General features: G+C 72.7%; 20 protein-coding genes and 1 pseudogene. 13 read left to right on the plus strand and 8 right to left on the minus strand.

The genetic code is table 11. The annotated features are described in order from the left end of the window. Window position 1: 1 nt before the first annotated feature. Complete coding sequence (locus tag AB0B86_RS18115; protein ID WP_357410868.1) at window positions 2-1,690, minus strand: GAF domain-containing sensor histidine kinase; 1,689 nt, start codon at window positions 1,688-1,690, stop codon at window positions 2-4. Window positions 1,691-1,704: 14 nt separating this feature from the next. Next, the gene (locus tag AB0B86_RS18120; protein ID WP_357410866.1) at window positions 1,705-3,519 is read right to left on the minus strand and encodes an AMP-dependent synthetase/ligase; all 1,815 of its coding nucleotides are present in this window, start codon (window positions 3,517-3,519) and stop codon (window positions 1,705-1,707) included. A gap of 287 nt (window positions 3,520-3,806) precedes the next feature. On the opposite strand from AB0B86_RS18120, the gene AB0B86_RS18125 reads away from it, so the two are divergent. The 6 genes from AB0B86_RS18125 to AB0B86_RS18150 all read left to right on the plus strand — a co-directional run bounded on the left by AB0B86_RS18125 (window position 3,807) and on the right by AB0B86_RS18150 (window position 9,089). Then, the gene (locus AB0B86_RS18125) at window positions 3,807-4,262 is read left to right on the plus strand and encodes an SRPBCC family protein (RefSeq protein ID WP_357418681.1); all 456 of its coding nucleotides are present in this window, start codon (window positions 3,807-3,809) and stop codon (window positions 4,260-4,262) included. A 31-nt stretch (window positions 4,263-4,293) separates the two neighbouring features. Next, the gene (locus AB0B86_RS18130) at window positions 4,294-4,998 is read left to right on the plus strand and encodes a hypothetical protein (RefSeq protein ID WP_357418683.1); all 705 of its coding nucleotides are present in this window, start codon (window positions 4,294-4,296) and stop codon (window positions 4,996-4,998) included. 71 nt (window positions 4,999-5,069) lie between these two features. Then, window positions 5,070-6,017: an ROK family glucokinase gene (locus AB0B86_RS18135; RefSeq protein ID WP_357418686.1), complete on the plus strand. Its 948-nt coding sequence runs from the start codon at window positions 5,070-5,072 to the stop codon at window positions 6,015-6,017. A gap of 11 nt (window positions 6,018-6,028) precedes the next feature. Then, complete coding sequence (locus AB0B86_RS18140; RefSeq protein ID WP_357418688.1) at window positions 6,029-6,721, plus strand: endonuclease/exonuclease/phosphatase family protein; 693 nt, start codon at window positions 6,029-6,031, stop codon at window positions 6,719-6,721. Between the two features lie 114 nt (window positions 6,722-6,835). Beyond that, a complete protein-coding gene (locus AB0B86_RS18145) occupies window positions 6,836-8,242 on the plus strand; it encodes an NAD(P)-binding domain-containing protein (RefSeq protein WP_357418690.1) in 1,407 nt (468 codons plus the stop codon). A 52-nt stretch (window positions 8,243-8,294) separates the two neighbouring features. After that, a complete protein-coding gene (locus tag AB0B86_RS18150) occupies window positions 8,295-9,089 on the plus strand; it encodes an alpha/beta fold hydrolase (RefSeq protein ID WP_357408562.1) in 795 nt (264 codons plus the stop codon). Window positions 9,090-9,231: 142 nt separating this feature from the next. Here AB0B86_RS18150 and AB0B86_RS18155 read toward each other — a convergent pair. The 3 genes and pseudogenes from AB0B86_RS18155 to AB0B86_RS18165 all read right to left on the minus strand — a co-directional run. Beyond that, window positions 9,232-10,644, minus strand: a pseudogene (locus AB0B86_RS18155) (trehalose-6-phosphate synthase); the annotation flags it as partial. Between the two features lie 158 nt (window positions 10,645-10,802). Continuing rightward, window positions 10,803-11,645, minus strand: a complete 843-nt coding sequence (locus AB0B86_RS18160; protein ID WP_357408379.1) for a DUF308 domain-containing protein — start codon at window positions 11,643-11,645, stop codon at window positions 10,803-10,805. 256 nt (window positions 11,646-11,901) lie between these two features. After that, window positions 11,902-15,414: an adenylate/guanylate cyclase domain-containing protein gene (locus AB0B86_RS18165; protein WP_357408564.1), complete on the minus strand. Its 3,513-nt coding sequence runs from the start codon at window positions 15,412-15,414 to the stop codon at window positions 11,902-11,904. 171 nt (window positions 15,415-15,585) lie between these two features. Between AB0B86_RS18165 and AB0B86_RS18170 the strand changes: the two genes are divergently transcribed. Next, a complete protein-coding gene (locus tag AB0B86_RS18170) occupies window positions 15,586-15,783 on the plus strand; it encodes a hypothetical protein (RefSeq protein ID WP_357408381.1) in 198 nt (65 codons plus the stop codon). A gap of 72 nt (window positions 15,784-15,855) precedes the next feature. Here the strand turns inward: AB0B86_RS18170 and AB0B86_RS18175 are convergent, their stop codons facing one another. Beyond that, window positions 15,856-16,548, minus strand: a complete 693-nt coding sequence (locus tag AB0B86_RS18175; RefSeq protein ID WP_007463121.1) for a Crp/Fnr family transcriptional regulator — start codon at window positions 16,546-16,548, stop codon at window positions 15,856-15,858. 246 nt (window positions 16,549-16,794) lie between these two features. On the opposite strand from AB0B86_RS18175, the gene AB0B86_RS18180 reads away from it, so the two are divergent. The 5 genes from AB0B86_RS18180 (at window position 16,795) to AB0B86_RS18200 (ending at window position 20,425) form a co-directional block, all read left to right on the plus strand. Next, window positions 16,795-17,298 carry a polyadenylate-specific 3'-exoribonuclease AS gene (locus AB0B86_RS18180; RefSeq protein WP_357408566.1) on the plus strand — a complete coding sequence of 168 codons (504 nt, stop codon included), beginning with the start codon at window positions 16,795-16,797 and terminating at the stop codon, window positions 17,296-17,298. 89 nt (window positions 17,299-17,387) lie between these two features. Next, a complete protein-coding gene (locus AB0B86_RS18185) occupies window positions 17,388-17,891 on the plus strand; it encodes a pyridoxamine 5'-phosphate oxidase family protein (RefSeq protein WP_357408383.1) in 504 nt (167 codons plus the stop codon). Window positions 17,892-18,062: 171 nt separating this feature from the next. Beyond that, window positions 18,063-19,091: a 6-phosphofructokinase gene (locus AB0B86_RS18190; protein WP_357408568.1), complete on the plus strand. Its 1,029-nt coding sequence runs from the start codon at window positions 18,063-18,065 to the stop codon at window positions 19,089-19,091. A gap of 73 nt (window positions 19,092-19,164) precedes the next feature. Beyond that, complete coding sequence (gene proC, locus AB0B86_RS18195) at window positions 19,165-19,983, plus strand: pyrroline-5-carboxylate reductase (protein WP_357408571.1); 819 nt, start codon at window positions 19,165-19,167, stop codon at window positions 19,981-19,983. A gap of 91 nt (window positions 19,984-20,074) precedes the next feature. After that, entirely contained in the window at window positions 20,075-20,425 is a 351-nt protein-coding gene (locus tag AB0B86_RS18200; protein ID WP_357408385.1) for a DUF2203 domain-containing protein, read from the plus strand. Between the two features lie 276 nt (window positions 20,426-20,701). Here the strand turns inward: AB0B86_RS18200 and AB0B86_RS18205 are convergent, their stop codons facing one another. Together AB0B86_RS18205 and AB0B86_RS18210 are read right to left on the minus strand one after the other, a co-directional pair. Beyond that, the gene (locus AB0B86_RS18205; protein WP_357418692.1) at window positions 20,702-21,406 is read right to left on the minus strand and encodes a class F sortase; all 705 of its coding nucleotides are present in this window, start codon (window positions 21,404-21,406) and stop codon (window positions 20,702-20,704) included. Further along, entirely contained in the window at window positions 21,376-22,242 is an 867-nt protein-coding gene (locus AB0B86_RS18210; RefSeq protein ID WP_357408389.1) for a DUF4397 domain-containing protein, read from the minus strand. Before AB0B86_RS18210 ends, AB0B86_RS18205 begins: the two co-directional genes overlap by 31 nt. A gap of 205 nt (window positions 22,243-22,447) precedes the next feature. Between AB0B86_RS18210 and AB0B86_RS18215 the strand changes: the two genes are divergently transcribed. Next, a complete protein-coding gene (locus AB0B86_RS18215) occupies window positions 22,448-24,049 on the plus strand; it encodes a glycosyltransferase 87 family protein (RefSeq protein ID WP_357408391.1) in 1,602 nt (533 codons plus the stop codon). The last annotated feature ends 5 nt before the right edge of the window (window positions 24,050-24,054 follow it).

Consider the following 24,054-nt stretch of genomic DNA (forward strand, 5'->3'; position numbering starts at 1 on the left):
GTTACTCCCCTTCTGGTGCTGCGCTGTCGCGCACGTTATCTCGGCGGGACGAGGTGCCGACAACCACGGCCACTGTCGTGCCACTGGGTTGCCGCGGCCTGATCTCCAACCGGCCCCGGATACGTTCCGCCCTCTCGGCCATGATCGCAAGACCGTACCGTCCGTCGGGGCGCTGGTCAGCCATCCCCTGACCGTCATCCGACACTTCTATTTGCGCGTACGGGGGGTCGACCTCGCAGGTGACCCACAAATTCGAGGCGCCGGCGTGCTTGCGCGCGTTGGTAACCGCCTCCTGGGCGATGCGCAGCAACTCGGCCTCGGTGGCGGCCGGCAGCCGGGCGGTGGACTCGTCAAGCGAGAGGTGTACGCGCAGCCCGCCGGACGCGCCCACGGTGCGCGCGTACTCGGCGATGGCCGCGGCCAGCCCACCCTGCCGGTCCACCTCACTGCGCAGCTCGAAGAGGCTCAGCCGCAGCTCGGTGATCACCCGGGTCACCTCGCCGCGCAGCGTACGCAGGGCCTCGGCCGTCTCGTCGGCGTCGTCGAAGACGGTGGCCATGGCGTTGTCGATGCCGTAGCCGACCATCACCAACTCCTGCGCCACCCCGTCGTGGATCTCCCGGGCCAGCCGCTGCCGTTCCTCGTTGGTGGCCAGCGAGCGCACCTCGTCGAAGAGCAGCGCCGCCTCCAACCGCAGCGCGGCCGGGCGGGTCAGCGCGGTCACCCGGGACACCACCGGCGGTGGGTACGCCTGCGCGACGTCCGCCTCCAGCACCACCAGCCCCACAGTGCGCACCCCTGCGACAAGCGGAACGATGAGCGCTGACACGTCCGGCCCCCGGTGCGAGCGGGACTGCGAGCGGGCGGCCGTCGTGGCCTGCTGGCTGGCCCAGGCGTCGGCGATCGCCGAGTCCGCGTCGAGCGTCGTCTCCCAGTCCACCCGGTCGACGCCGGATTGGGCGAGCACCACCAGCCGGCCGCCGCCGCTTGCCGACAGCACCGCGCCGCGGTCCGTCTGGGCCACAGTGCGCAGCTCCTCCAGCAGGTGCTCGGAGATGCCGCCCGGATCCAGGGTGGCGCCGGGCAGCTGGCGGGCCACCGTGCGCAGCTGGGTCAGGAGCCGGGTCGCCTCGGCGTACGGCTGGGGCTTGCCCTCACCGCGGACCACCATCACCCGGTGCAGGGTGCCGGCCGCGTAGAGGCCCAGTGCCGCCAGGATCAGCCACTGCGCGCAGACCGCGAGGTATCCCGGCTGGCCGAGCTGGAGTTCCCCGCCGACGGTGGTGAGCGCACCGCTGACCAGCAGGGTGACGGCGGTGACGGCGAGCAGGGCGGCGCCTTCGCGGAAGTGGCGGCGCAGCGCGGTGACGGTCACCGGGACCGCCAGGTAGGGCAGCACCGCCGAGGCGCCGAGCCCGTCGACGGTGCCGATCGACGCCACAGCGGCCACCTGGCTCGCGGCCAGGCCCAGCACCACCACCTCGGCCACCCGACTCAGCGGGGCGATCAGCCGGTGCTGCGGGGCCAGCAGGGACGGCAGCCCAGCCACCGCCAGCAGCGCGATCCACCACAACTGGGTGACGTCGCGGGTGGCGAAGAGGGTCAGGATGGCGACCAGCGCCAGCATCACCAGGCGGGCGGCCGCGGCGAGGGGATGCGGGTGCGGTGCGGTGGCTGTGGATGCGGGCACGTGACGGATGGTAGTCAGCCTCGGTAGATATCGGCGATGTCCGCCGCGTACGTCTTGTGGACGACCTGGCGCTTGACCTTGAGCGACGGGGTCAGCTCGCCGGTCGCCTCGGTGAAGTCGCGCGGCAGCACCCGGAACGTCTTGATCGCCTCGGCCTTGGAGACGGCCTGGTTCGCGGTGTCGATCGCGGTCTGGATCTCCTTACGCAGGGCCTCGTGCTCCCGTAGCCGCTCGACCGGGGTGTCGGCGGGCATCCCGGCGCCCTCCAACCAGGCCGGCAGCGCCTCCTCGTCGACAGTGACAAGCGCCGCGATGAACGGCTTGCGGTCACCGACGACGACACACTGGCTGATCAACGGGTGCGCCCGGACCAGGTCCTCAAGCACCGCCGGGGCGACGTTCTTGCCGCTGGCGGTGACGATCAGTTCCTTCTTGCGCCCGGTGATGCTCAGGTAGCCGTCGGCGTCGAGCTGGCCCAGGTCGCCGGTCCGGAACCACCCGTCGGCGCTGAGCGCCTCGGCGGTCGCCGCCTCGTTGCGCCAGTAACCCTGGAAGACCAGTTCGCCGGAGATCAGGATCTCGCCGTCGTCCTCGATCCGCACTGTCACCCCGGGCAGTGGGCGGCCGACGGTGCCGATCCGGGTGCCGCTCGGCAGGTTCGCCGCGGCGGCGGGTGAGGTCTCGGTCAGGCCGTAGCCCTCCAGGATCGTCACGCCGATGCCTCGGAAGAAGTGCCCGAGCCGGGCGCCGAGCGGCGCCCCGCCGGAGATGGCGTCACGGCACCGCCCACCGAGCGCGGCGCGCAGCTTGCCGTAGACCAGCCGGTCGAAGACCACGTGCTGGGCGCGCAACGCCAGGCCCGGTCCGCCCGGGGTCTCCAGAGCCTCGCTGTACGCGATGGCCACCTGCTCGGCACGGGCGAAGATGCCGCCCTTGCCGTCGGCCTCGGCCTTCTGCTTGGCGGCGTTGTAGACCTTCTCGAACACCCGGGGTACGGAGAGCACGAAGGTGGGCCGGAACGCCTGCAGCTCGGCGACCAGGTTCTTGGTGTCGGAGCAGTGCGCCATGGTGGCCCGCGCCTGCACGACGCCGATCTGGATCAGCCGGGCGAAGGCGTGCGCCAGCGGGAGGAAGAGCAGGGTGGACGCGCCGGCGTTGAACAGGTTCGGCAGCACCGGCACCGCGTTGGCGATGTCGGCGTACATGTTGCGGTGGGTCAGCACGCAGCCCTTGGGACGGCCGGTGGTGCCGCTGGTGTAGATGATGGTGGCCAGGTCGTCGGCACCGACCGCCTTGCGCCGCCGCTCGACCTCGGCCAGCTCGACAGTGGCGCCGGTGCTGACCAGCTTGTCGACTCCGCCGAGGTCGATCTGCCAGACCTGGGCCAGCTCGGGCAGGCGCTGTCGGACACCGGCGATCAGGGCGGCGTGCGCAGCGGTCTCCACCACGACGGCGACCGCGTTGGAATCCTCGATGATCCACGCGGCCTGTTCGGCGCTGGACGTCTCGTAGATCGGCACGGTGACCGCTCCGACGGTCCAGATGGCGTAGTCGAGCAGCGTCCACTCGTACCGGGTGCGGCTCATCAGCCCGACCCGGGCACCCGGCTCGATGCCGGCGGCGATCAGTCCTCGGGCCACCGCGGCCACCTCGTCGCGGAACTGCCGGCAGGTCACCTCGGCCCAGGCGGTGACGGTGCCCTCGGCGCCGGGGACGGGGCGGGCGAACTGGACGACGTCGGGCGCGGCCTCGGCGTTGTCCCAGACCGGATCGGTGAGGTTGGCCGCGTCGCCAACTGTGACGATCGGCGGGACGGAGAACTCGCGCACCTGCACTCCTTCGTGCTCGCACTGGCCGGGCCGGCCACCGCCGATGGACGATGGCTGTGTCGAAACCTACCCGGTGAGCACCGGCACACTGCCAAGGCCCGGCGCGGTCCCGGCCTCCGGCGGGCCCCGGGCGGCCCGGCGGGTGCGCGGCGACGCGGCGGGGCGAGGCGGCGCGAGACGGCGCCGGGCGGGGGCGCGGGGCAAGACGGCGCGGGGCGAGACGGCGCGCGGCGGCGCGGCGAGGGCGGCGCGGCGTGCGGCCGCGGCCCGCCGGGTAGCCTCCCCCCATGGCGGACTCCTCCACCCAGTCGATCATCATCGGCGCCGCACCGGAACGGGTGACGGCGGTCATCTGCGACTTCGCGGCCTACCCGGAGTGGACCGACGCGGTCCGCCGTGCCGAGGTCGTCGAGGAGTACGAGGACGGCTACGCCAGTCAGGTGCGCTTCACCATCGACGCCGGGGTGATGGCCGACGAGTACGTGCTCGCCTACGAGTACGCCGAGGACGTCTCCCGGATCGAGTGGCACCTTGTCGCTCCCTCGAAGATGCAGAAGTCCCAGCGTGGTTCGTACGACCTGGTGGGTAACCCGGACGGCAGCACGACGGTGACCTACACGCTTGAGGTCGACCTGTCGGTGGGGATGCTCGGGATGTTTCGGCGCAAGGCCGAAAAGATGATCATGGACACCGCGTTGAAGCAGCTCAAGCGCCGGGTAGAAGCAACCGGTGCGGCGCAGTGACGGGTCCGGTGGCACGGTAGAGGAGCCGAGGGTGGGCGGAACGGATCCGGGTTCGGCCCGGGAAGAGGCGGAGCGCTTGGTCGCCACGCTGCTCGCGGGGGCGCGACTGGCCTCCGCCGGCTCGGCGGGCGGCGCGTTCGGCTCGCTGGGCGGGGTGTTGGCCGGTGTCCTCGGTCACAGTGACGACGCGGACGGGCGGCGCGGCACCGGCGGCACTTTCGCCACCGGATCGCCCGAATGCTGCGTCTGCCCGGTCTGTCGGGGCATCTCCGCATTACGTGAGCCGAGTCCAGAATTCGCCGAACGGCTCGCGACCGGCGCCGGTGATCTCGCGGCGGGCGTCGCCAGCCTGCTCCGCGCGTTCTCCCCGGTGTCGGCGCCCCCGACGAGCCCACCCGGTTCGGGCCCCGAGCCGACCACCGCGCGACCGTCGGCACCCGCCGCGAGCACCGAGGACGTGCTCTCCGAGCCAGCCCCCGACGACAGGTCCCGCGGGACCGGCGACGAACACGTGTGGCGCGATGCCACCCGCAGCGGGCATGATTCTCAGCCGGCGCCGGAGCGGGATGTCTGGTCGGTCGCCACCCGGACGGCGGACCCACTCGCCCCGGCCGCCGTACCACCCGTCGACGACGCCGGGCCGGCGACCGTACCGGCACCGACCACTCATCCCGCGGTGCCCGCTTCGCGGGTGCCGGACGACACCGGAGCGCAAGCTCCGGGCGACGGCGCCTGAGCGCGGGACATCCCGACCCGGACCGGCATGCCGCCGGGACACGGGCCGGACAGTAGAGGGGAGCGGCAGCGGTGACGCTGACCATCGGAGTCGACGTCGGTGGCACGAAGGTGGCCGGCGGTGTCGTGGACGACACCGGCACGGTCCTCGTGCAGACCCGACGGGACACCCCTGCCGATGACGTCGGCAAGACCCGCGACGTCATCATCGAGCTGGTCGGCGAACTGGCGGCCGGGCGGACGATCGAGGCCGTCGGCATCGGCGCGGCCGGCTGGATCGACGCCAGCCGCTCGACTGTGCTCTTCGCCCCCAATCTGGCCTGGCGGGACGAACCGCTGCGGGAGTACGTCAGCGAGGCCGTCGGCCTGCCGGTGATCGTGGAGAACGACGGAAACGTGGCCGCCTGGGCCGAGTTCCGCTACGGCGCGGCCCGCGACGCCGACGACTCGATGATCATGTTCACGATCGGTACGGGGGTGGGTGGCGGCATCGTCCTCGGCGGCGACCTGATGCGCGGCGCGCACGGCATCGCCGCGGAGCTGGGCCACATGCTTGCCGTGCCGGACGGGCACCAGTGCGGCTGCGGCCGGCTCGGCTGCATCGAGCAGTACGCCAGCGGCAGTGCCCTGGTGCGCTTCGCCCGAGCCGGCGCCCGGCAGGAGCCCCACCGGGCCACCGCGCTGCTCGACCTGGCCGGCGGTGAGGCCGAGGCGATCACCGGGCCGATGGTGACCGCCGCCGCGCAGGGCGGCGACCCCGTCTCCGCCGAGGCGTTCGCGCAGATCGGCCGATGGCTGGGCACCAGCCTCGCCGACATGGCGCAGATCCTCGACCCGCAGACCCTGGTGGTCGGCGGCGGTGTGATCGACGCCGGTGACCTGCTGCTCGGCCCGACGCGCCGCTCGTACCTCGACGCGCTCTCCCAGCGCGGTCGCCTGCCGGTGGCCGAGGTGCTCCCGGCCGAGCTGGGCAACAGCGCCGGAGTGATCGGCGCCGCCGATCTGGCCCACCGGATCTGAAGCGGTCCGCGATGGGTGTGCCGCTGCGCGTGGTGTCGTACAACATCCACAGCCAACGCGACGACACCGCCGCGCTGGCGGCGGTGGTCCGGGCCGCGCGGCCCGACGTGGTGATCGTGCAGGAGGGGCCGCGCCGGTTCCGGTGGCGGCAGAAGTCCGCCACGCTGGCCGAGTCGTTCGGTCTGGTGGTGGCCGCCGGTGGGCTGCCCGCGCTTGGCAACCTGCTGCTGACCAGCCTGCGGGTGCGGGTGTCGGGCACCCGGTGCCAACGCTTCCCGCTGACCCCCGGCCGGCACCTGCGCGGCGCCGCGTACGCCGACTGCCGGATCGGCGACGCCCGGTTCACAGTGGCCGGCTCGCACCTGTCCACCGACCCGGCTGAGCGGCCCACGCAGGCCGCCGAGTTCAAGCGCGGCCTGGACGCGGCGACCAGCCCGGTGCTGGCCGGGGCGGACCTCAACGAGGGCCCGGACGGGCCCGCCTGGGCCACCGTGTCGCGTGGGTTGACCGACGCCGCGGTGGCGGCCGACCGGGCCGAGCGGCTCACCTACTCCTGCGCCGACCCGCGCCGACGCATCGACGCGCTCTTCGTCGACCCGCGGATCACCGTTGTCGACTACGACGTGGTGGACACTCCGCAGACCCGCCGGGCCAGCGACCACTTCCCGGTCCTCGTCGACCTGCTGCTGCCCACCACCGGCTGACCCCCGACCGGCTCGACAGTCGACCCATCCGGGCCAGGACTGGACATCCGGCCCGGTTGTGGAGAGGATTTCGCGGCGACCGGCACGCCTGCCGTACCAAAAGGAGATGTCCCGGTGTCCACCTCCACCGACCACGGCCGGCCCGACCCGGAGGCGACCTCCTCCGCGCCCAGCGGCGACGGCCGCCCGATCTCCGACCGGGGCGACACGGTGTGCGTCATCGGGGCCGGGGCCAGCGGCCTGACGGCCATCAAGAACCTGCGCGAGCACGGCTTCGGCGTGGACTGCTACGAACGGGAGACGGGCGTCGGCGGCGCCTGGAACTGGCGGCACGACCGCAGCCCGGTGTACGCCAGCACCCACCTGATCTCGTCGAAGCCGTTCACCCAGTTCCCGGACTTCCCGATGCCGGACTCCTGGCCGGACTACCCGCACCACAGTCAGGTGCTGTCGTACTTCGAGCGGTACGCCGACCACTTCGACCTGCGCTCGCACATCTGGTTCGGCACCGAGGTGGTCCGGGTCGAGCCCGCCGAGGGGGAGCGGTGGGACGTGACCACCCGCTCCACCGGCGGATACGGCCCGGAGCGCACCTCCCGGTACGCCGCCGTGGTGATCGCCAACGGGCACAACTGGTCGCCGAAGCTGCCCCGCTACGAGGGCCTTGAGGAGTTCCGCGGCGAGATCATGCACGCCTCGTCCTACAAGGACCCGGCGCAGTTGCGCGGTAAGCGGGTGCTTGTGGTCGGCGCCGGCAACACCGGCTGTGACATCGCCGTCGAGGCCGCCCAGCAGGCGTCACGTTGCTGGCACTCGACCCGGCGCGGCTACTGGTACGCGCCGAAGTACGTGCTCGGCCGCCCGGCCGACCAGGTGAACGACAGCCTGCTGGCGCTGCGCGTGCCCCTGCGGGTGCGGCAGTGGCTCTACCACTGGACGCTGCGGTTGACCGTCGGCGACCTGACCCGCTTCGGCCTGCCCAAGCCCGACCACCGGGTGTACGAGACGCACCCGATCGCCAACAGCCAGCTCGTCTACTACGTGGGCCACGGCGGGATCGGCCCGGTGCCGGACATCGCCCGGTTCCACCCGTACGCCGTGGAGCTGGCCGACGGCCGCGAGATCGACCCCGAGGTGGTCATCTTCGCCACCGGCTACCTGCCGCGCTTCGAGTTCCTCGACGCGTCGGTGTTCGCCGACAGCGCCGGGGCGGGCCGGCCCACCCTGTGGCTCAACGCGTTCACCCCGGGGCACCCGACGCTTGCCGTCGCCGGCCTGGTGCAGCCGGATTCCGGGTTGTTCACCCTGTCGCACTGGCAGACGGTGCTCTTCGCCCGGCTCCTGCAAGCCCGCCGGGATCGGCCGGAGCGGGCCGCCGCGTTCGCGCGGCGGGTGCGGGAGCGGGCCGGGGAGCGCTACTCCGGTCAGGTCAAGGAGAGCAGCCGGCACTGGTTCGAGGTCGGTCACGCCGACTATCTGCGCGCGGTGCAGCGCGCGCTTGTCGAGCTGGAGGGCAAGTGAACCGGACCGGTAGTCGCGAACGAAGGGCAGACAAGTGACTGAGCTGCGGATCATGCGGGGCCGGGAGTGGTCGCGTCCGGTCCGACCGGCTCGGCGGGAGGTGCTCAGCGCCGTCCCCGAGGTGGAGCAGGGTCGACCTCCGCTGCTCTTCGTTCCCGGGTTCGGGCACGGCGCGTGGGTGTTCGCCGAGCACTGGCTGGGTCACGCGGCGTCGCGGGGCTTCCCGGCGTACGCGGTGAGCCTGCGCGGGCACGGGGGCAGTGAGCCGGCGCCGGAGGCGACGCTGCGCGCGTACGCGCACGACGTGGTTCAGGTGGCCGCGAGCCTGCCACGGCAGACGGTGCTGGTGGGGCACGGCGCCGGGGCGCTTGTGGTGGCGCACGCGATGGCCCGTTATCCGGCGCGCGGCGCGGTGCTCGTGGCGCCGGTCTTCGGCGGCTGGGGAGCGTTGGGTACGGCGTTGCGCCGCAACCCTGGGGGCACGTTGCCGGCGGTGTTCGGTGGGCCGTTGCGGCTCAACAGTGGGCAGTTGTTCAGCCGCGAGTTGCCCGACGAGGAGGCCCGGAGGTACGTCGGACGACTCGGTCGGGCGGGCCGGCGGGCGCAGTGGGAGCTGCTGGGCGAGCCGGCGGCCGAGCCGGCCGTGGGCAGCCCGCCGGTGCTGGTGCTGGGCAGCCCGGACGACCGGGTGGTGCCGGCGTCGACGTTGACCCGGGTGGCCCGCCGGTACGATTCGGCCCCGTTGCTCTTTCCCGGGATGGGCCACGACCTGATGCTCGACGCGCGGTGGGTGGAGCCGATCGACGCGATCCTGGACTGGCTGGAGAAGGAACCCACCGCGCACTGAGCGCACGGGCCGGTCAGCCGCTGCTCTGGCGGATGGCCGAGCCGGCGGTGGGGGTGGCGGGTCGGGGCACCACGGCGTCGCCGGCGGAGGTGGCGGCGTCCGGGTCGACGTCGCCGGGGATGACGCCGCCGGGATCGACGTCGGTGCTGGTCAGGCGGTTGACCAGGGCGCCGTGCTCATCCAGCGCGTGCAGGTAGGAGCGGGCCCAGGCCCGGATGTCGTGCTCCTCCAGGTGGGCGCGCATGGCCCGCATCCGTTGCGTGGTGTCGGCCGGGTCGGCCCGCAACGCCGCGCAGAGGCCCTGCTTGAGCCCCTCCAGATCGTGCGGGTTGACCAGGTACGCCTGGGAGAGTTCGGCGGCGGTGCCGGCGAACTCGCTGAGCAACAGGGCACCGGTGTCGTCCACCCGGGCGGCCACGTACTCCTTGGCGACGAGGTTCATCCCGTCGCGCAGCGGGGTCACCGCCATCACGTCGGCGACCCGGTAGAGCGCGGCCAACTCGGCTCGGTCGAAGGGCTGGGTGAGGTAGTGGATCGCCGGCTCGCCGACCCGGCCGAACTCGCCGTTGATCCGACCCACCTCGCGCTCGATCCGCTCCCGCAGGATCTGGTATTGGCCGACGCGTTCCCGGCTCGGCATCGCGACCTGCACCAACACCGTGTCGCGGACCTTGACGTCGCCGCTGGCGAGCAGTTCGCTGTACGCCTTGAGGCGCTGCTCGATGCCCTTCGTGTAGTCCATCCGGTCCACGCTGAGGATGACCTGCCGGGGGTCGCCGAGGTCCTGGCGTAGCCGGCGGGCGCGGGCGGCGACGTCCGGGCGGGCGGCGAGCGCACCCATCTCGGCGGTGTCGATGGAGACCGGGAACGCGCCGATGCGCACGACCCGGTCGTCGATGCCGATCCGGCGGTCGGTGGCCGGCAGCTCAAGCACCCTGGTCACCAGTTGGGCGAAGTTGTGCGCCGCCTGCACGCGCTGGAAGCCGACCAGGTCGGCACCGAGCATCCCGCGCAGCAGTTCGGCCCGGCGCGGCAACTGCATGAACAGCTCCGGCGGCGGGAACGGCACGTGCAGGAAGAAGCCGATGCGCAGGTCCGGACGGAGCGTGCGCAGCAGACCGGGGACCAGTTGCAGGTGGTAGTCCTGCACCCAGACCACCCCGCCCTGCTCGGTGACCTCGGCGGTCGCCTCGGCGAAACGTTGGTTGACCCGTTGGTACGCCTCCCACCACCGCCGGTGGTGCTGCGGCTGCTCGACGGCGTCGTGGTAGAGCGGCCAGAGGGTGGCGTTGGCGAACCCCTCGTAGTGGTCGCGGAGGTCTTCCGGGCTGAGTGCGACGGTGTGCATCCGGACGCCGTCGACGTCCGGTAGGGCGGGGGCCGGGCCGGTGCCGCCGGCCCAACCGACCCAGGTCGCCGGAGTGTGCCGCAGGAGTGGATGCAGCGCGCTCACCAACCCGCCGGGGCTGCGCCGCCACTCGCAGGCCCCGTCGGGTGCCTGGCTGTCGTCGATGGGGAGGCGGTTGGCCACCACCACGAGAGAACTCTGTCGCATCTCGGGCATTCCGATCAGCAGAGGACTGACCGCCACGAGGAAGGGAAAACCGGTCAGTCAGCGGGGGAAGTGACGTACAGCGGTATTCCTACTGACAGTAAGTTACACCACTGTTACGCGATCGGCGGGTCTGCGCCGTCCCGGGATGCGGGCCGGGATCAGACGACGGCGCCGTTGTCCGGGTCGTCCTCGTCCTCGTCGCCCGGGCGCAGCCGCCAGATCAGCGTGACGAAACCGGCCAGGATGCCGGTGAACCCGAACAGGGTGACCGCCGAGCGGTCCACCGGGAGCAGGCCCGGGAAGAGGAAGAGCACGAACCCGACGATCACGCCGAGCGCACCGACCACCGCGTACTTGCTGACCCGGGGCAGCGGCGGCGGCGGGGGCGGGTGGTAACCCTCGTCGTCCTCGTCGTCGGGCAGGTCGGCCCCGAAGGTGTCCAACCCGTCCAGCAGCGACGGCTCGTCCGGCCGGGTGCCGCGCCCCACCGAGATCCCGGAGATGTCGGTGGCGGAGGGCAGCCGGCGGGTGTCGGTGGCGGTCGGGCCGGGCTCGTCGGTCCCCGAGCGGGTCAGCGGGCCGGCGGTCGGCTCGTCCCGTTCGTCGACGTTCTCCGCGGCCGGCCACGGGTGCTCGCCGGTGGTGGAGGAGGTGTGGAAACTCGCCACGATCCGCGCCCACTCGGCGTCGATGTCCGGTTCGTCGCGGGCGGGCGGCTGCTCGGGGGTGGTCTCGTCGGCGAGCTGGGAGAGATAGTCCCGGGCGGTGGTCAGGTGCGAGCGGTCGACGTAGAGCCTGTCGACCGGCCGGGCCGGCACTGTGGTGGTGCGGGTGACCGGATTGAGATCGGCCGAGGGTTGCAGGTAGGCGGCGATCCCACCGGCGGCCAGCACGTCGAGCAGGTGCTCACCGACGCGCGGATCGACGTCGCCGACGACGGCGTACTCGTTCGCGTCGAGCCCGTTGTCCCGCCGTCCCCGGCGGGCACCACCCGCTGACACCCGGACATCCCCCTTAACGCGCCTCGCGGCGCGACCCTCGACGCCCGTCCGCACGCCGTGCTCTGAATCGTGACACGTCAGGGCATGGTTCCGGGAGTGCGTTGTGTCGCGTCTTCCAAAGTCACGGCCGCCGCCGCAGGTCGTGACCGGGGTTCTTTGTCCGTTCTTGCGCGACCAGCGCCATCTCGGTGGCCGTTGGCATACCGGCGGCCGACGCCCCGTTCGACAGCTACCGGCGGGGCCGGGACCCGCCCGCTCAGCAGGCCAGCGCCGGTCCGGTCGGGCTGATCGGCCGACCGGCCAGGGCGAGCAGGCCGGGGGCGTCGTTACGCAGCGCGAAGGTGCGTACCTCCGCGCGGGTCGCCCGCGCGCCGGCCGGGTCGCCGGCACGGGTCAGCTCCGCCGCCGCGAGCGCGAGCGCCAACACCTGGTCGCTGACGTCCGGGATCCGCCCGTAGGTCTCGGCGGCGGCAAGGTGCAGCTCGGCGGAGCGCCGGTGGTCGCCGTCCGCCGCGGCCAGGGCCGCCGTCACGGTCCGCAACGCCGCCTCCGACCAGGGCGTGCGGTGCCCGACCCGGCCCAGCATCGTGCGGACCCGCACCGCCGCGCTCCGACCGCTCAGGGCGGCGGCGTACGCGGCCGCGGCGATCCACTCGCCACTGGCCAGGGCCGGCACCGCCGACCAACTCGTGTCCAACTCCTCGATCAGCTCCGCCGCCTCGGCGTCGCGCCCCTGCAACGCCCGACACAGCGCGGCCATGCTCAGCATCGTCCAGAGCAGCCGGTAGAACCCGCTGCGCCGCGCGGTGTCCAACGCGTCGATCAGGTCGTCCGGATCCTCGTCGTCGCGCAGCACCAACAGACAGCAGCGCAACCCGCGCACCTGCATGTCCCAACTCCCGGTGGGCGTGTCCACGAACGCCTCCGCCGCGGCGAAGAGCCGACCGAAGTCGCCGTCGAACCAGGCCCGCATCGCCTCCGCCGAGTAACTGGTGGTCAGGGTCTGCCCGCTCGCGGTCCGCGCCGGCGCGGCCGAGAGCAGGGCGTTCGACCGCAGCCAGTCGCCCTCCTCCCGGATCGCCCAGGCGAGGTTCTGGGTGGCCCGGGGCAACGCCAGCAGTTGATTGGCCCGGGCGAACTCGACGATCGCGTGCAGCTCGTCCAGGCCGGCCCGGTCTCCGGACTGGTAGCGGGCGGTGGCCGCGGTGATCCGGGCGTTGGTCTGGGTCTCGGCCAGACCCAACTGCTCGGCGATCTCGGCGGCGGTGTCCGCCGCGGCGACGGCCGGGTCCCGCTCGTAGTTGAGCATGTGCAGCCGGCCCATCTCGGCGTACGCGTCCGCCTTCTGCGGACTGTCAGGTAGTGGCTCGAACAGCTGCACCGCGCGCTCCAGGCAGGCAAGCGCGTCGCCGCGGTCGGCGCGCAGCCAGGCGGCCTGGCCGAGCAGCGTCCACGCCCGCGCCGCGCAGGCGTTGTCGCCGTGCGACAGCAGCCGGTCGGCGAGGGTGTGCACCTGCTCCGGCCCACCGCCGGAGAGGAACGCGTTGCCGTCCCGGTAGAACGAGATCTCCGTGCTGAGCAGCTCCAACTGGAGCCGGTCCACCGGGTCGCTGTCGTCGGCCAGGCCGAGTGCCCGCCCCGCGTGGCTGGCCGCCGCGTCCAACCCGTGCAGCGCGTACGCCCGGCGGGCCGCCCGGTGCAGCGCCTGCCGCGCCGGCCCGGCGTAGCGGCGCACCTGCATGCCCAGCGAGCGGGCGATCTCGTGCGCCGCCCAGCGGTGGTGCGCGAGCACCTCGGCCAGGTCGGTGTCGCGGGAGTGCGACAGCGCGTCGAGCCAGTCGGCGGCCCGCTCGTGCCGGGCCACCCGTTCGGTGCGCGGCAACCGTTGGTAGCAGACGTCGCGGACCAGCACGTGGCGGAACCGGAACTCCGCCTGCCCGGCCATCGTCGACCCGGCCTGCTCGTGCACGAAGTCGCGTTGTTCGAGTCGGCGCAGCGAACGCTCGACCGACTCGACCTGTTGCCCGAGCGCGGTGGCGACCGCGCCGGGCCAGAACTGCACGCCGACCACCGACGCGGCAAGCAGCACCGCCCGGTCCTTGGCGTCCAGCAGGTCCACCCGGTTGGCGATCACCGCGTGCACGCTCTCCGGCATGGCCAGTTCGAGTTGCTTGTCCAGCGACCACCCCCGCCCGGACTGGCGCAGCGCCCCCTGCTCGATGAGCATCCGGACGTACTCGTGTGCGTAGAGCGGGTTGCCGCCGGCCACCTCGACCAACGGGGTAAGCATGTCGGCGGAGAACGCCGCCTGGCCGAACAGGTGCGCGTACAGCGCGGCGATGCCGGTGTCCCGCAGGGGCGGCAGGGTGATGGTCACCGAGCCGGTGATGGTTCCGGCCCAGCTCGGGTCCCGGTCGACAAGCTCCGGGCGGGCGGTGCAGAGCAGCAGCAGCGGCACGTCGCGGGCCGCCGCCCCGAGCAGCTCCACGAAGCGCAGCATCGCGTCGTCGGCCCAGTGCAGGTCCTCGAAGACCAGCACTGTGGGACGCTGGGCGGCCAGCGCCAGCAGGAAGCGACGCCACGCCGACTCCGCCTCCTCGGCCGGCAGCGGCGTGCCGGGCAGCCCGACCAGCGGGCGCAGCGCGTCCACCACCCGGTCCCGCTCGCCCGGGCCGACCAGCTCGCCGACGGCGGCGGTCAGCCGCTGCGCGGCGCTCGTCGCCGGGTCGGTGTCGAGGATGCCGGCTTCGGACTTCACGATGTCGGCGAGCGCGGCGAAGGTGACGTTCTCCCCGAACGGCGGGCAACGCCCGGTGCGCCAGGTCAGCGGCTCGTCGACCAGCCGGCCGGTGTGCCGGTAGAGCTCCCGCAGCAGCCGGCTCTTGCCGATGCCGGCCCGGCCGAAGATGGTGACCACCTGCGGTCGCCGATCGCGCAGCGACCGGTGCAGGGCGTTGACGAGCATCCCCAGCTCGTGTTCCCGGTCGACAAGCGGTGTGGTGTCCGGCTCCCGGTCGGTGGGTTGGCGACGCAGCGGGGACAGGGCGAGCCACACCTCGGTCGGCGACGACCTGCCGCGCAGGGTGACCGGGGGCTGCTCCTCGTAGCGGATCGCGTCCTTGGTGAGCGCGTGGGTGGTGCCGCAGACCAGCACCCCGCCGGGTGGGGCGACCGACTGCATCCGGGAGGCCGTGTTGACCACGTCGCCGGCCACGATGGCCTGTCCGCCGTCGCGGGCGGCGGCCACGTCGACGAGCGCCTCCCCGGTGGACACCCCGACCCGGAACCGCAGCTCGGCGCTGCCGGTCGGCGCGAACCGGGTGAGCACCCGTTGCAGTTCCAGGCCGGCCCGTACGCAGCGCAGCGCGTCGGTCTCGGTGGCGATCGGGGCACCGAAGAGCGCCATCACCGCGTCCCCGATGTACTTCTCCACCACCCCGCCGTACTGACTGACCACCCGCCGGGCGGCGGCGAAGAACCCGGTCTGCATGCCACGGACCTGCTCCGGGTCGGTGCGCTCGACGTACGGCGTGAAGTCGATCAGGTCCACGAAGAGCACGCTCACCCGGCGGCGGTCCTCCTGCGGGCTGACCGCGGCCGGTCGGTCCGCGCCCGGTCGCGGCGACCCGCAGGACGTGCAGAACGTGACGTCCGAGGCGAGCGGGCGCAGGCAGTGCGGGCACACCGCGCCCAGCTCGGCGCCGCAGCCGCCACAGAAGCGGTCTCCGTCGGCGGCCGTGCGTCCACAGCGTTCACACTGCGCGGCGATGACATCCCCCCGAGAGGAACGGGTCGACGCCGACGGCGTCCCCTGACCGGAATTATCGCCCCTCGGCCGTTGCCAGCCACCAGCCTGTTGGTTTGTGGACAGTCACCGACGGTGTTGACCGACTAGATTCAGGCGGCCAGATATCGATCAGGGACCGGAGGGGACAGGGCAATGGTGTACGTCAAGCTGGAAAGTGACTGGACCGACGGCAACGGGGTCAACCACTCTGCGGGCGACTCGGTGGACGTCGACGCCGCCACGCTCGCCACGTTGGAGGCCAAGGGCATCGTCAGCGAGCAGACCCACGGCCCGGGTGGCGACGGCAAGGGCCCGGACAAGTGGGCCGGGCCGGGCAGCTCCGGGGTGTGACAGTACGTCCATGACGCCGAACCGGCCGGGTCGCCAGCGGGCGGCCCGGCCGGTTCGTGCTGTCGGTGGGTGTCAGCGGTCGTTCATGCCGGCGCGGCGGCGCAGCGCGGCCACGTCGGTCACCACGATCCGGCGCCCCTCGGTACGCAGCCAGCCCCGGCTCGCGAACGAACCGATCGCCTGGTTGACGCTCTGCCGAGAGCCACCTGCCATCTCGGCCAGTTGACTCTGGTTGAGCTCGATCGTGATCATCGGTGCCTGGCTCTCGCCAGCCAACCGGACAAGCGTCTTGGCCACCCGGCCCGGCAGGTCGAGGAAGACGTGGTCGGCGTTCTGCTCGGTCAACCGACGGATCAGCCCACCCAGTGAGCGCATCACCGCGTCCAGGATGCGGGGGTTGGAGTGCACCAGCTCCATGAACGCGCCCCGCGACAGGGCGAGCGCCGCGCAGTCCTCGATGGCCTCGGCCGAGGCGGACCGGGTGGACGCGTCGAGCAGGGAGACCTCGCCGAGCACGTCGGGTGGACGGATTACCGACAGCACGGCCCGCTCGCCGGTGGGTGCGGTGCGGAAGACGGCCACCGCGCCGCGGCGCAACACGATGAGCGACTCACCCGGGTCGTTCTCCACGAAGAGCAGCTGGCCCTTGCGGTAGGTGCGCGGAACGGCGGCGGCGATGACGCGCTGCCGCACCTCGGGCTCCAAACCAGCGAACATCTCGACACCCGTGAGCGCGTCACCCGGCTCTGGCAGGCGCATCTCCACGGCCCAACCCCTCCCCGGTCATGGACCACAAACTCGCTCACCGGGTGAACCTGATGGCCCTGACAAGGTGAACTGACACCGATTCGGCATCCGGTAGCGGTACACATCAGATCATGACGGTCCGGTCGCTTGCTGTACACCCCTCGAAGCACTTCCGTAACCGTCGCGCGTCGCGGCGGCCCGTCACCAGCGGTTCGACGGCCCCCGCCGGGCGCGGCCGGGGGACGGTGGGCGAGGATGGCCGGAATGGTCTACCGCTATTTCTACGACTGCGAGTTCATCGAGGACGGCACGACAGTCGACCTCGTCTCGATCGGTGTCGTCGACGAGTACGGCCGCGAGTTCTACGCGGTCTCCACGGAGTTCGACGACTCCCGTGCCGTGCCCTGGGTCCGGCGCAACGTGCTCGACAAGCTGCCGTCCCCGGCGGACCGGGCGTGGCGCTCGCGTGAGCGCATCCGCGACGACCTGTACGACTTCCTCGTCGAGCCGATCCGGGACCGGCCGGGGGAGCAGTTGGAGCTGTGGGCCTGGTACGCCGCGTACGACCATGTGGTGCTCGCCCAGCTCTGGGGTGCGATGCCGGCGCTGCCCCGGGAGATTCCCCGCTACACCAAGGAGCTGCGGCAGCTCTGGGACGACCGCGGGCGCCCGACCCTGCCGGACGCGGACGCGGCCCGGCACGATGCGCTCGTCGATGCCCGGCACAACCTGGCCCGCTGGCGGGCGATGACGCCTGGCGGGCGGTGACGACCCGCTCAGCGGCGGCCGTACCGTCGCGGGTTTGACCGGTTCTGTCCCGGGCATCGGTTCGACCAGCCGATCCGAGGGAGAGTGCAATGAGCAACCAGCCGACAAGCGCCGCCGACGCTCGGGCCCGGGTCACCGAGCTGGCCCGGGCCGCGCGCATCTGCATGCTCACCACGACCGCGCTGGACGGGCGGCAGGTGAGCCGGCCGATGGGGCTCCAGGAGGCCGAGTTCGACGGCGAGCTGTGGTTCTTCGCCAACGCCGACTCGGCCAAGGTCCGCCAGCTCCGGGTCAACCCGGAGGTCAACGTCGCCTTCTCCGACCAGAAGCACAACGCCTGGGTGTCGATCTCCGGCACCGCCACCGAGGGGTTCGACCGGGCGCGGGCCGAGCGGTTGTGGAACCCGCTGCTCAAGGCATGGTTTCCTGATGGGCTGGACACCCCGGGCCTCACCTTGATCAAGGTGCACGCCAGCTCCGCCGAGTACTGGGACTCGGCCAGCAGTGCCGTGGTCAACCTGCTCGGCTACGCGAAGGCCGCCGTCACCGGCCGGCCGCCGGAGGGCGGCGAGAACCGCGAGGTGACGTTCTGAGCAGCGCTGGTCGGCCCGTCGACCCGGGGCGCGCTGTCGTCGCACCGGCGGGCCGACTACAGTGCGCAGTGACGGCCCGCCCCGGGCCGGCAACGGCGCCGATGGTCTGATCTGACACATATCCTGGGGCAATTCGGGCTTTACCTGATGCTCCAGGAGGATGAGCGGATCATGCGTATCGGCGTGCTCACCGGCGGCGGCGACTGCCCCGGTCTCAACGCGGTCATCCGGGCGGTGGTCCGCAAGGGCGTCGCCACCTACGGTCACGAGTTCGTGGGCTTCCGGGACGGTTGGAAGGGCCCGCTCGAGGGTCTGTCCCGTCCCCTGGGCATCGCGGACGTCCGTGGCATCCTGCCCCGTGGCGGCACCATCCTCGGTTCGTCCCGGACCAACCCGTTCAAGATCGAGAACGGCGTCGAGCGGATCAAGGACAACCTGGCCAGCCAGGGCGTCGACGCCCTGATCGCGATCGGCGGCGAGGACACCCTCGGCGTGGCCACCAAGCTCTACGAGCTGGGCGTGCACGTGGTCGGCGTGCCGAAGACGATCGACAACGACCTCGGCGCCACCGACTACACCTTCGGCTTCGACACCGCTGTCAACATCGCGATGGAGGCCATCGACCGGCTGCACACGACCGCGGAGAGCCACCACCGCACCCTGGTCGTCGAGGTGATGGGCCGGCACGCGGGCTGGATCGCCCTGCACGCCGGCCTGGCCGGCGGCGCCAACGTGATCCTGCTGCCCGAGCGGCAGTTCGACGTCGACCAGGTGGCCGGCTACGTCGAGAAGCGCTTCCAGCACCAGTACGCCCCGATCGTCGTGGTCGCCGAGGGCGCCCAGCCGCTGGACGGCCAGATGGTCCTCGCCAACCAGGAGCTGGACTCGTTCGGCCACGTCCGCCTCGGCGGCATCGGCCAGTGGCTCGCCGAGCAGCTGGAGGCCAAGACCGGCAAGGAGGCCCGCACCGTGGTGCTGGGCCACATCCAGCGCGGTGGCACCCCGACCGCCTTCGACCGGGTGCTCGCCACCCGCCTGGGCCTGCAGGCCATCGACGCGGTGAACGACGGCGACTGGGGCAAGATGGTCGCGATGCAGAGCACCGACATCGTCCGGGTGCCGCTGGTCGAGGCCACCCGCGAGCTGAAGACCGTGCCGCTGGAGCGGTACGCCGAGGCCGAGGTCTTCTTCGGCAGCTGATCGACGGTTGGTGGCACGGCGGGCCGGCGGGTCCGCCGTGCCACGAACCAGACGCGAGGGGGTACGGGCCGACATGTCCGCCGGGATGCACACTGTCGCGGTCATTGGCGCGGGCAAGATCGGCGAGCTGATGCTCTCCGGGCTGCTGCGCTCGGGATGGCCGGTGGACCGGCTGCTGGCCACCGCCCGCCGGCCGGCCCGCGCCGAGGAACTGACCGCCCGCTACGGGGTACGGGTCGTCGACAATCTGACAGCGGTGGACGAGGCGGCGGTGCTCGCGATCTCGGTGAAGCCGCAGGACGCCGCCGCGCTGCTCGACGAGATCGGCCCCAAGGTGCCGGCCGACAAACTCGTCATCTCGCTCTGTGCCGGCCTGACCAGCAGCTTCTTCAACCGCCGGCTGCCCGAGGGCACCCCGGTGGTCCGGGTGATGACCAACACCCCGGCGGTCGTCGACGAGGCCATGACGGCGATCTCGGCGGGCGCGTACGCCACCGGGGCCCACCTGGCGTTGGCCGAGGAGATGTTCAAGCCCCTCGGCCGGACGATCAGGGTGCCCGAGTCGCAGCAGGACGCGGTCACGGCGCTCTCCGGCTCCGGACCGGCCTACTTCTATCTGCTGGTCGAGGCAATGATCGACGCGGGAATCCTGCTCGGCCTGCCCCGACAGGTGGCCCACGAGCTGATCGTGCAGACCGCCATCGGTGCCGCCGTGATGCTGCGGGATTCCGGGGAGCACCCGGTCAAGTTGCGCGAGGCGGTCACCTCGCCGGCCGGCACCACCATCTCCGCGATCCGCGAGTTGGAGAAGCACGGCGTACGGGCGGCGCTGCTGGCCGCGCTGGAGGCCGCCCGGGATCGCGCCCGGGAGCTGGCGGCACAGGCCGACTGACTCCGGTCGCCGGGCCGGGGTGATTGGCCGCATTCCGCGTGGGTGGCCGTCGGGGTGCGTCGCGGGGCCGGGTGTGCCGCATACTTGCCCGGTGTTCACACTTGCCCAGGCCCGGCACCTGGTGGCCACCCTCCAGCCGCGCGTCGACGAGTTGATCCGGGTCCGGGCCGACCTGGCTGAGCTGCGCGTCGACCTGGCCGACCACGGGGTCAGCGCGCTCGGCGGGCGGGCCGAGGTCAAGGGGCTCGAAGCTCGACTGCACGCCATCGTCGACGAGCTGCACCAACACGACATCCAGGTCAAGGGCATCGCCCCGGTCCTGCTCGACTTTCCCGGCGAGCGCGCCGGCCGCGCCGTGCTCTGGTGCTGGCTGGAGGGCGACTCCGACGTGCGCTGGTACCACCGCGCCGAGTGCGGCTTCGCCGGCCGCCGCCCGCTCTGACGCCACCCGCCGGTCTGCCGCCGCCGGCCGGTCTGCCCGCCCCCGGTCTGCCGCCGCCGCCCGCTCTGACGCCACCCGCCGGTCTGCCGCCACCCGCCGCTCTGCCGCCGCCGGCCGGTCTGACGCCGTCCGCCGCTTGGCGTCGGCGCGGTGGGGGCCCGGCTGAGCGCTCGATCCACTCGGGCTCCTGCAAGTCGCGGTATCAGAGCCCGCCGGACACCGCGACTTCTGGGAAACCGAGTTGATCAAGCGTGCGGCGGGCGTCGGGGGCCCTGGTCAGCCGGCGGCGGAGTCCGGCAACCCCGCACTGGCGGCCTCGGTGACCGCGAATACCACGATGTTGTCCCGGTAGTGCCCGCTCCGCCGATCGAAGTCACCCCCGCAGGTGATCAGGCGCAGCTCCGCGCCGGGCGTCGGCCCGTAGACCGCCGCCGTCGGGAAACGGTCTTTGCGGGTACGCAGCGAGCCGGTCACCCGGAACGGCAGCCGCTGCCCGCCGCGCCACACCTCGACCCGGTCGCCGGGGCGTAGCTCGCCGAGCCGGGCGAACACCGCGGGTCCGTGCCGCGAGTCCAGATGCCCGGCGAGCACTGCCGGGCCGGTGTCGCCGGGGGCCGGGCCGCCGCCGTACCAGCCGGCGGTGCCGAAGTCGACCGGCGGGATCAGCGCACCTGCTGAGTCCAGGCCGAGCACGGTGAGGGCGGAGTCGACACCGATGCGCGGCACGCGTACCCGCGTGGGTGGACCGTGTGGCGCGGGCGCGACGGCCGTCGGTGAGCAGTCGTCGGTGCAGCCGGGGTGCCAGGTCGTTACCGGCGGCGGCGGATCGACGTCGGCCAGCCCGACGCCGGCGCCGACGGCCAGGCAGACCGCCGCGCCGGCCGCGGCCAGCGCGGCCGGCGGTATCCGGCGGTCACGGTGCCGCCGGATCGACGGGTCCGGCCCGGGGTTCACCAGGTGGTGCGCCGCCGCCGGCGCCACAGCAGCAGGGTCACCGCGACGGCCGCCGCGGCAAGACCACCGGCCACCAGGGGGTACGCGCCGAGTCCGGCACTCGCGGTGCCGCCGGCGCCGGTGTCCACCCCGCCGGCGGGAACGACGGTGCCGCCCTCGGCGTCGCGGCGCAGCTCGGCGGTGAGCCCGCCCTGCTTCGCGTCGAGCACCAGCAGCGAGTAGACCGCACCGCCGGTGAGCCGCACCTCGGCGTCGGTGCTCGGCCCGTCGGCACCCGCCAGCCGCAGCCGCCAACTGCCCGGCTCGACCTGTTCGTAGTCGGTGGTGGAGGCGAACTGCACGTCCTCGGCGATCATCGGACCGTCCGCGGCGGCCACGTCCAGCACGGGGGTGCGCACGGAAGCCTGCACGACCCGCACCTTGGCCCGGCCCTGCGCGGGCGCGCTGAGGTCGTCGTTGAGCACCCGCAAACCCAGGTCCGCGTGCCGGCCCACACCGGCCACCGTGTACGCCTCCCCGCTGGTGACCGCGACCTCGGTGGTGAGCACCGGCGGGTCGTTGGCCGGAGCGCCGGCCTCCCGCATGGCCACCGCGTACCGGCCGGGCGCCAGTTCGAGGTAGTCGGAGACCACGCCGTAGCCGACCCCGGGGAAGACCCTCGGTTTCGCGGCATTCGGCGCGGCCAGGTAGACGTCGACGGCCGGGGTGTCCGGGGAGAGGTGGGCGAGCCGGACGTATCCGACGGTGTCCGCGCCGGTCGCGGCGCCAGCCGACATCGGCGTGCCGGCGACGAGGGCGGTGCTGAGGAGAAAAGCGCCGGAGCCGGCGAGGAGCCGGCGGGGGGCGGTACGGAGCGTCAACATGTCGCCTCCGGAGGCACGTTTGGTGAGCGGGCGGCAACCCAGAGAACAGGGTCCCGTGCGCGGGACTGCGAGGCAAGTTGCCGACGAGATGTTTCTCGACGTGTCGGCCGGCGAGCGCAGCGGCGGACGCCGGGTCCGTTCCCGCGAGAGCGGCTGCCACCGCCACGGGTCACCGCGGGCGATGGTGCCCGCATATCCTCGACCGATGCGGGATCGCCGGGTGACGCTGGTGTGGACGGTCTTCGTCGTCGTCGCGCTGGTGTCCTGCGGGCTCGTCCTGCGGCGCGCGGACCGCCTCTCCGACCTGCACATCTACTACGGCGCACTGTCCGATCTGCACGCTGGCCGCCCGCTGTACGAATTCCGGGCGGCCAACGGTGGGCCGTTCACGTATCCGCCGTTCGCCGCGCTCGTGCTGGGTCCGATCACCGTGCTGAGTGAGGGCGTACTGCAGGGGATCTGGCTGGTGGCGACGTGCGCGGCGGTCGTCGCCATCGCCGGGGCGGTCGGTGTCGCGCTGACCACCCGGCCGTCCCGCCGACCGCTGGTCGTGGCGGTGGCCGCCACGGTGCTGATGCTCTCCGCGCCGGTGCAGAGCAACCTGCGCTTCGGTCAGGTGAGCGTCTTCATCGTGCTGATGGCCCTGCTCGACGGGGTGGGTGTCGGTCCGCCCCGGCTGCGCGGGATGCTGGTGGGGGTCGCCGCGGCGATCAAGCTGACCCCGCTGCTGTTCGTTGTCTACTTCCTCGTCACCGGCCGCTACCGCGACGCCGGCCGTGCGGTGGTGACGTTCCTGGCCTGCGCGGGGCTCGCCGCTGTGGTGTTGCCCGCCGAGAGCTGGACGTACTGGACCGAGGCCGTGCGACAGACCTCGCGGATCGGCGATCTCGCCTCGCTTGGCAATCAGTCGGTGCACGGGATGTTGCTGCGCGTCGGCGTCGACGAGACGACACTGCCCCTGCTCTGGGCCGGCCTGGTGGCGCTCGTGTGCGCGGCGGCGCTGCTGCGCGCTCGCCAGCTGACCGTGGGTGGCCGCCCGGGGCACGCGGCGGTGCTCGTCGGTTGCGCCACCGTCGCCGCGTCCCCGGTGTCCTGGACCCACCACCAGGTCTGGCCGGTGCTCGCCGCGATGCTGCTGATCGGCGCGTCGGGTGTCACCCAGCGGGCCGCCGGTGTGGCGCTGCTCGCCGCCACTGTCGTCTCGTTGGGTGCGGTCCTCAGCCCGGTGTCGACCCGGCCCGGCGTGCAGTTCCTCTTCGAGAACGCCCGCGCGATCGGGGTGGGCCTGCTGTGCCTGGTCGGCTTCGGCGGTGTGGCGGTGGCCGCCAGCCGGACCGCTCGCCGACCGGCCGGCGGACGGGGCTGGTTGCGGGTGGGCGTCACCGCCACTGTGGCGCTGGCGTTCTTCGCCGTGCAGCCGTTGCCCGCCGGGGCGGACCCCACCTTCAAGGCGTACGCCCTCGACGACGTGGTCAACCCGCGCTACTTCTTCGTCTGCCGTGGCCCGGCCGAGTGCGCCGCCTACGGCACCGACGCGCCGGTCACCTTCGGCACCCGCGCCGAGAAGACCAAGGTCCGGGTCAACGGTGTGGTAGCCGCGCAGGTGACCCGGCTGGAGTACTATTCCGCGCCCGGCGGGGCGCCCCGGGCCATTCCGCTGCTCGACGCGTACCCGGGCAGCCGCACGTTCTCGTTCCGCTCGGCGAACATGGCACAGGGTCGGCTCGTCGCGTACGGCGCGGACGGCCAACCGATCGCGAGCTACGACGAGGAACTCGCCGCCGCCCTCCGGACGGCCACCCGGTAGGTGGT

Source organism: Micromonospora sp. NPDC049047, assembly GCF_040649135.1.
Classification (GTDB): Bacteria; Actinomycetota; Actinomycetes; order Mycobacteriales; family Micromonosporaceae; genus Micromonospora.

Excerpts from the sequence above, each read along its gene's own strand:
- AB0B86_RS18150 (WP_357408562.1), top strand. The coding sequence starts at position 8,295 with ATGCGGGGCCGGGAGTGGTCGCGTCCGGTCCGACCGGCTCGGCGGGAG.
- AB0B86_RS18125 (WP_357418681.1), top strand. The coding sequence starts at position 3,807 with ATGGCGGACTCCTCCACCCAGTCGATCATCATCGGCGCCGCACCGGAA.
- AB0B86_RS18180 (WP_357408566.1), top strand. The coding sequence starts at position 16,795 with ATGGTCTACCGCTATTTCTACGACTGCGAGTTCATCGAGGACGGCACG.
- AB0B86_RS18190 (WP_357408568.1), top strand. The coding sequence starts at position 18,063 with ATGCGTATCGGCGTGCTCACCGGCGGCGGCGACTGCCCCGGTCTCAAC.
- AB0B86_RS18215 (WP_357408391.1), top strand. The coding sequence starts at position 22,448 with ATGCGGGATCGCCGGGTGACGCTGGTGTGGACGGTCTTCGTCGTCGTC.
- AB0B86_RS18170 (WP_357408381.1), top strand. The coding sequence starts at position 15,586 with ATGGTGTACGTCAAGCTGGAAAGTGACTGGACCGACGGCAACGGGGTC.
- AB0B86_RS18210 (WP_357408389.1), bottom strand. The coding sequence starts at position 22,242 with ATGTTGACGCTCCGTACCGCCCCCCGCCGGCTCCTCGCCGGCTCCGGC.
- proC (WP_357408571.1), top strand. The coding sequence starts at position 19,165 with ATGTCCGCCGGGATGCACACTGTCGCGGTCATTGGCGCGGGCAAGATC.
- AB0B86_RS18185 (WP_357408383.1), top strand. The coding sequence starts at position 17,388 with ATGAGCAACCAGCCGACAAGCGCCGCCGACGCTCGGGCCCGGGTCACC.
- AB0B86_RS18140 (WP_357418688.1), top strand. The coding sequence starts at position 6,029 with ATGGGTGTGCCGCTGCGCGTGGTGTCGTACAACATCCACAGCCAACGC.